10 protein-coding genes are annotated in these 9990 nt (G+C 75.5%); 5 read left to right on the top strand and 5 right to left on the bottom strand.

The features are described from left to right. The 5 genes from HGCM_RS17120 to HGCM_RS05785 all read right to left on the bottom strand — a co-directional run. On the bottom strand, nucleotides 1-584 hold a 584-nt coding region (locus HGCM_RS17120), incomplete at its 3' end, for a DNA polymerase III subunit delta' (protein WP_019135924.1). Then, complete coding sequence (tmk, locus tag HGCM_RS05800; RefSeq protein WP_246119431.1) at nucleotides 581-1216, bottom strand: dTMP kinase; 636 nt, start codon at nucleotides 1214-1216, stop codon at nucleotides 581-583. The genes tmk and HGCM_RS17120, both read right to left, overlap by 4 nt. Nucleotides 1217-1311: 95 nt before the next feature. Next, nucleotides 1312-2316 carry a Gfo/Idh/MocA family protein gene (locus tag HGCM_RS05795; RefSeq protein ID WP_019135922.1) on the bottom strand — a complete coding sequence of 335 codons (1005 nt, stop codon included), beginning with the start codon at nucleotides 2314-2316 and terminating at the stop codon, nucleotides 1312-1314. A 100-nt stretch (nucleotides 2317-2416) separates the two neighbouring features. After that, nucleotides 2417-3595 carry an RtcB family protein gene (locus tag HGCM_RS05790; RefSeq protein ID WP_019135921.1) on the bottom strand — a complete coding sequence of 393 codons (1179 nt, stop codon included), beginning with the start codon at nucleotides 3593-3595 and terminating at the stop codon, nucleotides 2417-2419. Nucleotides 3596-3646: 51 nt separating this feature from the next. Beyond that, on the bottom strand, nucleotides 3647-4363 hold the full coding sequence (locus HGCM_RS05785; protein WP_019135920.1) for a DUF5701 family protein: 717 nt from the start codon (nucleotides 4361-4363) through the stop codon (nucleotides 3647-3649). 222 nt (nucleotides 4364-4585) lie between these two features. Between HGCM_RS05785 and HGCM_RS05780 the strand changes: the two genes are divergently transcribed. The 5 genes from HGCM_RS05780 (at nucleotide 4586) to HGCM_RS05760 (ending at nucleotide 9911) form a co-directional block, all read left to right on the top strand. After that, nucleotides 4586-5539 (top strand): AfsR/SARP family transcriptional regulator, encoded by a 954-nt coding sequence (locus tag HGCM_RS05780; protein ID WP_019135919.1) that lies wholly within the window; start codon nucleotides 4586-4588, stop codon nucleotides 5537-5539. Between the two features lie 206 nt (nucleotides 5540-5745). Beyond that, on the top strand, nucleotides 5746-7116 hold the full coding sequence (locus HGCM_RS17115; RefSeq protein WP_019135918.1) for a hypothetical protein: 1371 nt from the start codon (nucleotides 5746-5748) through the stop codon (nucleotides 7114-7116). A gap of 70 nt (nucleotides 7117-7186) precedes the next feature. Then, entirely contained in the window at nucleotides 7187-8848 is a 1662-nt protein-coding gene (locus HGCM_RS05770) for a phage tail sheath C-terminal domain-containing protein (RefSeq protein ID WP_019135917.1), read from the top strand. Nucleotides 8849-8860: 12 nt separating this feature from the next. Then, the gene (locus HGCM_RS05765) at nucleotides 8861-9400 is read left to right on the top strand and encodes a hypothetical protein (protein WP_019135916.1); all 540 of its coding nucleotides are present in this window, start codon (nucleotides 8861-8863) and stop codon (nucleotides 9398-9400) included. A 10-nt stretch (nucleotides 9401-9410) separates the two neighbouring features. After that, nucleotides 9411-9911: a hypothetical protein gene (locus HGCM_RS05760; protein ID WP_147572699.1), complete on the top strand. Its 501-nt coding sequence runs from the start codon at nucleotides 9411-9413 to the stop codon at nucleotides 9909-9911. The last annotated feature ends 79 nt before the right edge of the window (nucleotides 9912-9990 follow it).

The raw sequence follows: 9990 nt of genomic DNA, 5'->3' as shown, positions 1-9990 counted from the left end.
TGGCTCTGCGCCGCGCGCGCCGCGACCTCGGCGAGGCGGGGGTCGACGCCGTCGCGGGAGACGAGCAGCTGCGCGACCGCGTCGACGGGCGGGACCCGCAGCGCGACGGCGCGGCTGCGCGAGCGCAGGGTGACCAGCACGTCCTCCGGGCTCGGCGCGCAGAGCATCCAGACCGTGCGGGCGGCGGGCTCCTCGATGGCCTTGAGCAGCGCGTTGCCGCTGGTGTCGTTGAGGCGGTCCGCGTCCTCCACGACGATGACGCGCCAGCGGCCCTGCGAGGGCGAGCGCTGCGCGAGCTCGACGAGCGGGCGGGCGGTGTCCGCGCGGATGAACACGCCCTCCGTCGCGACGACCGTCACGTCGGGGTGCGTGCCGCCCAGCACGGTGAGGCAGTCGTGGCAGCGGCCGCAGCCGCCCTGGGCGCACTGCAGCGCCGCGGCGAACGCGCGGGCGGCGTTCGAGCGGCCCGATCCGGGCGGGCCGGTGAGCAGCCAGGCGTGCGTCATGCGCGCGGGCTCGTCGATCGCGCGGCGCAGCTCCTCGACGGCGGGCTCCTGCCCGACGAGGTCGTCCCAGACGCTCACGGCGCGCTCCCCTCCGGCGCGGCACCGAGCAGCAGCGCCACCCGGGCGCGCACGGCGGCGGCGAGCTCCTCGACGGGCCGCGCGGCGTCCAGGACGAGCCAGCGCCCGGGGTCGGCGGCGGCCCGCTCCAGGAAGGCGGCGCGCGTGCGCCGGTGGAACTCGTCCCCGGCCCGCTCGAGCCGGTCCGGCTCGCCCGTGAGCCGGGCGGCCATCGCCGCCGGGTCCAGGTCCAGCAGGACCGTCACGGACGGCAGCAGCCCGTCCACCGCCCACAGGTTGAGGCGCTCGATCTCGTCCGCGCCGAGCTCGCGCCCGGTGCCCTGGTACGCCACCGACGAGTCGAGGTAGCGGTCCGTCACGACGATCGCGCCCCGCGCCAGGGCCGGCCGCACGACGCTCGCGACGTGGTGCGCGCGGTCGGTGGCGTACAGCAGCGCCTCGGTGCGGGCGTCGACGTGGTCGCCGTGCAGCACGGCGGAGCGCAGCGTGCGCCCGAGCTCGGTGCCGCCGGGCTCCCGCGTCCGGACGACCTCGTACCCCTGGCCCTCCAGCCACGTGCCGAGCAGCTGCGACTGCGTCGTCTTGCCGGCGCCGTCGCCGCCCTCGAAGGAGACGAACAGGCCCGGGTGCACGCGCGGCACGCTACCCGTCGCGGCCGACACGTCCGTGTGCTGCCGACCCAGCAGCTCCGCGTGCCGGTGCCGGTCCGACGACGAGCGCGCCCCGCTCACTCGCCCGGGTACGCCACGCCGACCTGGCGGCGGACCTCGTCGAGCGTGCGCATGACCTGGATCGTGTCGTCCCACGTCATGAGCGGGCTCTCCGTCACGCCCTCGGCGACCCGGCGCGCCACCTCGGCGGCCTCGTACTGCAGGCCCTTGCGGCCCGGGTTCTCGAACGTCCACACCCGGCCGTCGTGGCGCTGCAGGCGGAACGACGTCGGCGCGTAGAAGCTGCCCGCGACGGAGATGAACCCCTCGGTCCCGGAGATCGCGGCTACCGTGGGCGTCCGCGCCCACATCGTCGTCGTCAGCGACGCCTGCGTCCGCTCGCCGTACCCGAGGACGATCGAGACCTGGCCGTCGACGCCCGTCTCGGTGAGCTGCCCGACCGCGGTCACGGAGTCCGGCACGCCGAGGAAGTCGTGCGCGAACGAGACGGGGTAGACGCCGAGGTCGAGCAGGGCGCCGCCGGCGAGCTCGGGGGCGTACAGGCGGTTGCGCGGGTCGTGCGGCAGCAGCTGCCCGTGGTCCGCGATGAGGCTCAGCACGTCGCCGATCTCGCCCGCGTCGACGACCTGGTGCAGCGCGGCGACATGCGGCAGGAACCGCGTCCACATCGCCTCCATGACGAACACGCCCGCGCTGCGGGCGGCGTCGAACACCTCCTGCGCCTCGGCTGCGTTGCGCGTGAACGCCTTCTCGACGAGCACGTGCTTGCCCGCGGCGATCGCCAGGAGGGCGTGCTCCTTGTGCTCGGAGTGCGGCGTCGCGACGTAGACGGCGTCGACCTGCGGGTCCTCGACGAGCTGGCGGTAGCCGACGTGCGTCGTCGGGATGTGGTGCGCCGTGGCGAACCGCTCCGCCCGGTCGCGGTGGCGCGAGCCGACCGCGACGAGCTGCGCCCGCGTGTGCTCGGCGACGGCGTCCGCGAAGGTCCCGGCGATGCCGCCGGCGCCGAGGATGCCCCAGCGGATCGGAGGGGCGGTACGGGGGTCGGGGGTGCGAGCCATGGGCAGCAACCTAGCCCGGATCGACGTCCCTGATCGGCCGTGCCGCGCCCGATACGACGACGGCCGGGCACGCGGTGGCGTGCCCGGCCGTGGGCGCCTCTCAGTCGCCCTTGACGTTGACGAGCTGGTGCAGGACGTGCCGGACCTCGACGAGGTCGGCGGCGTCGGCCATCACCTGGTCGATGTCCTTGTACGCGGCGGGGATCTCGTCGAGGAACGCGTCGGTGTCCCGGTACTCGATCCCCGCCATCGCCTCCCGCAGCTGCTCGCGGGTGAACAGCCGGCGGGCGGCGGACCGCGAGTGGCTGCGGCCCGCGCCGTGCGGGCTCGAGCACAGCGACACGGGGTCGCCCTTGCCGACGACCACGTACGACGCCGTGCCCATCGAGCCCGGGATGAGGCCCGGCTCGCCCGCGCGGGCCCGGATCGCGCCCTTGCGGGACACCCACACGTCCTTGCCGTGGTGGTGCTCGCGCTCGGTGAAGTTGTGGTGGCAGTTGACGCGCTCCGCCTCCACGACGTCCGCGCCCATGTGCTCCGCCATGACGGCGACGACGCGGTCCATCATCTCCTCGCGGTTGAGCCGGGCGAACTCCTGCGCCCAGCGCAGCTCGCGCACGTAGGCCCAGAACTCGTCCGTCCCCTCGGCGAGGTACGCCAGGTCCGGGTCGGGCAGCGGGATCCAGTACTGGCGCGCGAGCCGGGCCGCGACGGCGATGTGGTGCTGGGCGATCTTGTTCCCGATCCCCCGGGAGCCCGAGTGCAGGAACAGCCACACGGTGCCCGCCTCGTCGGCCGTCACCTCGATGAAGTGGTTGCCCGAGCCGAGCGTGCCGAGCTGCAGCCGCCAGCTGCCCGTGTACTGGTCCGGCTCGAACCGGGCCTGCACGGCGGCGTCCTCGAGCTCGGCGACGCGCGCCGCGGCGCTCGGCGTGAGCCGGCGGTTCGAGACGCCCGCCGAGAGCGGGACCGCCGCCTCGATCGCGCGCCGCAGGCGCGACAGCTCGCCGGCGGCGCGGACCTCGTCGGCCGTCCACTGCGTGCGGACGGCGATCATGCCGCAGCCGATGTCGACGCCGACCGCGGCGGGGATGATCGTGCCCAGCGTGGGGATGACCGAGCCGACGGTCGCCCCCTTGCCGAGGTGCGCGTCGGGCATGAGCGCGACGTGCGGGTACACGAACGGCAGGGACGCGGTGGCCCGGGCCTGCGCGAGCGTCTTCTCCTCCAGGATCGACGCCCACGAGACCAGGGTCTTCGAGAGGTGCTCGCGAGTCATGGGGCGAGAGCCTGGCAGCCGGCGTCCGTGCTGGTCACGGGGATATGCCCCTCAGAGCGGCGCGGCGACCCGCGCGGCCGCGGACCCGAAGCCGAGCCAGGTGTGCCGGTTGTTCCACCAGCACCAGCCGACCTTGGGGGCGTCGCGGCCGTCCCGCCCCGTGCCGTTCGAGATCCAGACCGCGGGGGTGCGGGCGTCGTACCGGCCGTCGGGGCGGCGCACGCGCGAGCCGATCGTCATGTAGCAGCGGTTGCGCTCGAGGACCGCGGGAGCCTGCAGCGCCCAGTGGACGCCCTCGGTGAGCAGCATCGGCGTGCGGCCGCGCGCGTCGAGCGTCGCCTGCGCCTCGGCGGGCGACGCGTTCGCCAGCTCGTCGCCGCGCTCCACGTCGACGAGCGCGAGGAGCGGTCCGTCCGGCACGGTGACGCCGTCGGCCGGGACGAACGCGTCGACGTCCGTCATGTCCTCGACGACGAACCCCGGGCGCTCGCCGCGGCGCAGCAGCGGTGCCAGCGCGGACGCCGGGGCGAGCCGGTGGTCGACGACGAGGAGCGTGCCGCCCGGACGCCGGCCGGGGTGCGTGCGCTCGGCGACGCCGGCGAGGGCGCGCGCGGCGTCCCGCAGCTCCGCGGGCGCGAGCCCCGCGAGCTCGTGCACGCCGAGCGCCACGAGGCGGTCGGCCTGGTCGGGCAGCGACGGCAGCGGGGGCAGCGGCGAGAGGGTGGCGGCGGGGGCGGACGGCGTGGTCAGGGCGGCGGCGTCGGGCACGGCTCCTCCTCGGGTCGACCCGTGCTCAACGCCCGAGCCGGTGCGTGGTGTTCCCGGCCGGGTATCACCTTCCCTCCGCCCGGCTCTTTCCTCGGGTACGGAGGCGGGGCATCCTGGACATATCGGCACGAGCCGTACGCCCGGGACGCCCGAGGCTCGCCATCGAGGACGAGCCGCCGCTGGACGGCCAGGGAGCCTGGGGGAGGCTCGGGGGGTGCGGCCTTGCGCGAGCTGCGGATCTCGATGCTCGGGGCGTTCACGATCGCGGACGCCCCGGATGGCCCTGCGCCGCTGCTGCGCCGCGCGCAGGACCTCCTGGCACTCGTCCTGCTGTCCCCGCAGCGCACGGTCCTGCGCGAGCACGCGGCCGACGAGCTGTGGCCCGACACCGGCGCCGACGCCTCGAAGAAGGCGATGCGCCAGGCGCTGTGGCAGATCCACCACGCGACCGACGCGGAGGGCCCCGACTCCCCGCGGCTGGTGCTGACGGAGGGCGAGGCGCTGCGGGTGAACCCCCGCCGGCGGCTGTGGGTCGACGTCGACGTGCTCGTCGGCGCCGCGCGGGTCGCCCAGACGGGCGTCGAGCCGGACGAGGCGACCCTCGCGCGCCTCACGAGGGCGGCCGACCTCTACCGGGGACCGCTGCTCGAGGGGTGCTACGAGGAGTGGTGCCTCGCACCGCGCGCCCGGCTGGAGGACCGCTGCCTCACGCTGCTCGACACCCTCAGCCGCGCGCACGAGCACCGGGGCGACCTCGCCGCGGCCATCGGATGGGCGCAGCGGCTGCTCGACGTCGAGCCGGCGCACGAGCGCACCCACCGCCGGCTCATGCGGCTGCACTACCGCTCCGGCGACCGCACGCGCGCCCTGCGGCAGCTGCACCAGTGCCGCTGGGTCCTGCAGCACGAGCTCGGCGTCCGGCCGTCCGCGCAGACCGAGGCGCTCGGCGCCGCGATCGCGGACGACGCGGCCGGCCTCGTCGAGGAGCGTGCGCTCGCCGTCGACCCGACGGGCGACGCGTGGCAGCCGGTCGCCCCCGCCACCGACGCGCTGCCTGCCGGGGACTCCCCCGAGGCCTCCCGGACGCTGCGCGCGCTCGGCGCCGAGCTCACCGCGCTGCGGCAGAGCGTCGAGGCGATGCGGCGCCACCTCGAGGTCGAGGCGACCACCCGCTAGACCGCGCGCCGGCGCCGGACGGGTGAAAGCGCGGGCCGCACCAGCCGCGTCGTCGCAGGTCACACCGCCGCGCCGGGTCGCCCCACGGGGCCGGCCGCCGGTGGAGACGTTCGCGAGACGCCTGCGAGACGGGGCAGAGACGCGGCCCCCGCAGCCTTCCAGGACGCGGTGCAGCAGGCGCCGGGGCAGCAGGGGGACGACGTGACATGGGCGAGCCGACGATCGACGAGGCCGACCTCGTCGCGCGCTCGTTCGTCGTCCGGGCGCTGCTCGAGCCGCCCGAGCACCGGCGGTTCGGCCGGCGCGGGCACGACCGCTGGCACGGCTACGTCACCGACGCGGAGACCGGCGAGCGCCTCGCGTGGGACCGCGTCGGTGACGTGGCCCGCTTCATCGAGCGCCGGCTCGCGACCGAGCTCGACGCGCTGGCGGCGGCACCGCCCCGGGTCGTCCTCCCCCGCACCGGCGCACCCGTCGCGGCGCCGGCCCTCGAGCCGCGCCGGGCTGCCGCACCCGCCCCGACCGCGCTCCTGGACGCCGCCCCGGCCGCGCCGCGCGCGCTGGGCATCCGGATCGGAGGGCTCGCCGTGGCCGCACCGACGCTGACCGACGTCGTCACCGACCTCCTCACGGTCCTGGGCCAGCGGCTGCCCGCGGCCAGCGCCGGCATGCCCGACCCGAACGTCTCGCTCGAGCGCGTCCGCGAGCGCGTCGTCGGGCTGGGCAACCACGCGGGCGACGAGCCGACGGGCACGCTCGGCACGCGCACGCTGCGCGGCGGGCGGCTCGACGCGCGGGTGCGGTTCCAGCTGTGGGGGCTCACGTCGTCGGACGTCGACGGGGCGGTGCAGACGCTCCACACGACGCTCCTCGACGACACGGAGACGCTGCGGGCCGCCGGGTTCCTGCGGATGGCGGCGGCGGAGACGACGCTCTCGGAGCCCGTGCCCTCGGCGGGCGGGTGGCGCAAGACGACGAGCTACGACGTGCTCTACGAGTACCGCTACGTCGACAGCGACGACGCGTCGAGCCTCATCGCCCGCATCCCGGTGACCGTGGACCCGGAGCAGCCGGACGGGCCCGGGCGCGAGCGCGCGACGATCAGCGACGACCTGGTCCGGTGGGACGACGAGCAGGCCAACCCGCTCGTCGTCCGCGGGCCGCTGCAGGTGGCGCGCGTCGCGGCGCTGGCGTTCGTCGCCGGCCCCGCGCTCGGCGGGACCGTCACGTTCGCGCGGACGTCCGGCACGGGCGCCGCCCCCGTGCACCACCCCGACCTCACCTCGTTCCTCGACGCCGTCGGCGGCAGCGACCCGGCCGAGACGGACGCGGACGTCGCGCTCGACCCGGCGGCCGCGCTGGCCGCCCTCGGCCCCGCGACGCCGGCGCTGTCGCTCGGCGACTGGGACACCGACGGCGTCACCGACGCCTACGACGCGCACGACCGCCGGCTCGACGAGCCGCTGGTCCTCGCCACCGCGGCCGACCGGTTCACGGTGACCTACACCCCGCCACCCGGACCGACGCCGGGCCTCGACCAGAGCGCCGTCGTCTACCTGCGGGTGAACCCGCCGTGAGCACGGCCCGCGGCCACAGCACCGGACACACCACTGCAGCAACCGCCCGACCGGTCGGAGGAGACGAAAGATGACTGAACAGGTCCTGCCCGGCGTCCTCATCGAGGTGCGACCGGAGGCGCTCATCGTCCCCGGTGCCATCACCGTGGGGAACGTGGGTGTCGTGGGCACCGCGGGCAAGGGGCCCGTCGGCACCCCCCAGCTGCTCGGCAGCTACTCGGACGCGCTCGCGCGCTTCGGCGCGTACGACCGGTGGGTCGACGGTGCGTCGGGCGAGCTCACGCTCACCCGCGCGCTGGAGCAGGCGTACAAGTTCGGCGCGACCACGGTGTGGGCCGTGCGGGTGGCGGACACCAACGCCGCCAAGGCGTCGGCCGACCTCGCCTCCGCCGGCGGGCCGAACGTGACGGTCGAGGCCCTCACGCCCGGCACGTGGGGCAACGAGCTGACGGTGTCGGTCTCGACGGCCGACGCGAACGCCGTCGTCCGCGACGAGGAGGTCGACGCGGGCACGCTGACGCTGGCGCACACCACGGTGCTGCGCAGCGCGGTCAACCGCGTGGTCGTGCGCCCCGGCGCCGGCGGCGCGGACCGGGTGCCGGGCATCGTCTACGACCCGGCCGCGCCCACGGACGTCGGCCCGACCCAGGTCGGCCTCGACACCGCGAGCGGCGCGCTCACCTTCGGCACGGCGCCGGCGGCGGGCGACACCGTCCTGGCGACCTACACGGTGGACAAGTCCTCCGCCGTCAAGGTCACCGTCAAGCTCGGGGTCTCCGCCGAGGAGTCGTTCAGCGTGGTCTCCGGCGACGACCTCGTCGCCGACCTCGCCGCCGGCTCGGCCCTCGTCCGGGCCACGGCCGGCGCGAACGCGTCCGAGGTGCTGTCGCCGGTCGGCGCCACGCCGCTCGCCGGGGGCGCCAACGGGGCCGCGGGCGCGGACTACCAGGGCGGCCTGGACGCGCTGCTCGAGGTCGACGCGCACATCGTCGTCGCGGCGGGCCAGGACCTGTCGTTCGGCGACGACCTCGCGGCGCACGCCGCGCTCGCGTCGGGCGACGAGGTCAAGCGCGAGCGCATCGCCGTCACCGGCACCGCGCTCGAGGACGACCGCGCGCAGTTCGTCCAGGCGGCCGGCGGGCACTCGCTCAACAGCGACCGGCTCATCCTCGTCGGCCCCGGCATCAAGGCCGCGGACCGCTCGCAGCAGCCGCCCGCGACGGTCGTCCTGCCCGGCTCGTACGCGGCCGCCGCGGTCGCGGGGCTGCTCGCCTCGTACCCGCCGCACGTCAGCCTGACGAACAAGGGGCTCGCGGTCGACGGCCTCGAGCACGACCTGACGAACGCCGAGCTCAAGCAGCTCGTGCTCTCGCGGGTGCTCGCGATCGAGAACCGGCAGGGCTTCCGGCTGGTCAAGGGCGTCACGACGTCGACGAACACGGCGTGGACCCAGATCACCACGCGCCGGATCGTCGACTACGCGAAGTACGGGGTCCGCAGCGCGGCCACGCCGTACATCGGCCTGCTCAACAACGAGCGGGTGCGCGGGGCCCTGCGGGCGACCATCAACAGCTTCCTCAACGGGATGGTCCTCGACGAGATGCTCGTCAGCTACGACCTGACGGTCTACGCGAGCCGCGACGACGAGATCCGCGGCATTGCCCGGGTCGACCTCGTCATCCGGCCGACATTCTCCATCGACTTCATCAAAGTCACGATGTTCCTCGAGTAAAGGACCGCACCCATGGCTCTCACAGAGGTCTACACCGGCTCGACCGCGGCCCTGTCGCTCGCGACGGCGGACACGCCCGAGGGCGCCGACGCCAAGGCCGTGCTCGACGGGTACGCACTGCAGACGGTCGGCCGCCTGACGGACGTCCGGATCAGCGTCGACACGGCGCTCAAGGAGTTCTACGAGGTCGGGCGCCGCCACCCGGTGTCGCTCAGCCCCGGGGACATCGCCATCCACGGCAGCGCCCAGCGGGCGTACGTCAACGGGGCCCTGCTGTTCCTGCTGCTGGGGCGTGGTGCCTCGTTCACGGCGGTCGCCGAGCCGTACGTCCAGCCGACGTTCGAGATCACGATGATGTTCGCGGACCCGGCCCGGCCGGCCGAGGCGCTGTCGCTGACGCTCGGCGGCGTGAAGTTCGAGAACTGGAAGCTCACGGTCCCCGAGGACGAGTTCGTCATCGAGAACCTGTGCTTCCGGGCGCTGACCATCGGCGTGCTCGACGTCGGCGCGGACAACGCCGGCAACGTCGTGTTCGCCGAGCAGCAGGGCTGAGGTGCCGACCGTGGCGCTCACGCCCCTCACCGCGGAGGACCTGCTGGCCGGCAGCGCGCTGACGCACGACGTCGACGTGCCCGCCGCGCTGGTGGGCGCCGCCGGGACGACCGACCCGGACGCGGGGGGCCTCCCCGCGCCCGGGTCGGTACGGCTGCGCCCGCTGACGGTCCGCGACGTCCAGCTCGTCGCCCACGCGGCGAAGGACGACCGGGAGCTGGCCGCCGCCCTGATGATCTCCCGCGCGCTCGTCGAGCCGGCGCTCACGCCGGACCAGGCGGGCCGCCTGCCCGCGGGCCTCGCCCGCTTCCTCGTCGACGCCGTGAACGAGCTCTCCGGCATCGACACCCCGCGCGACCGACTCGGCGAGCTGGTCCAGGCGCCGCTCGCCAAGGCGTGCTTCGTCCTCGCCGACGAGTTCGGCTGGACCGCCGAGGACGTCACCGGGATGACCGTCGGCCAGATCCTGCTGTACCTCGAGATGGCCGGCCGCGCGTCGGAGGTGGCATGAGCACCCGCCGGCCCCGCGCGCTCGCCGGACCGCTCGACGCGGCCGGCGGGCCGGCGGCGTGGTGCCGCGGCACCGTGCG

This window comes from Cellulomonas massiliensis JC225, from assembly GCF_000312005.1.
Taxonomy (GTDB): Bacteria; Actinomycetota; Actinomycetes; order Actinomycetales; family Cellulomonadaceae; genus Cellulomonas; species Cellulomonas massiliensis.
This window is presented reverse-complemented; position numbering and strand designations above follow the sequence as displayed.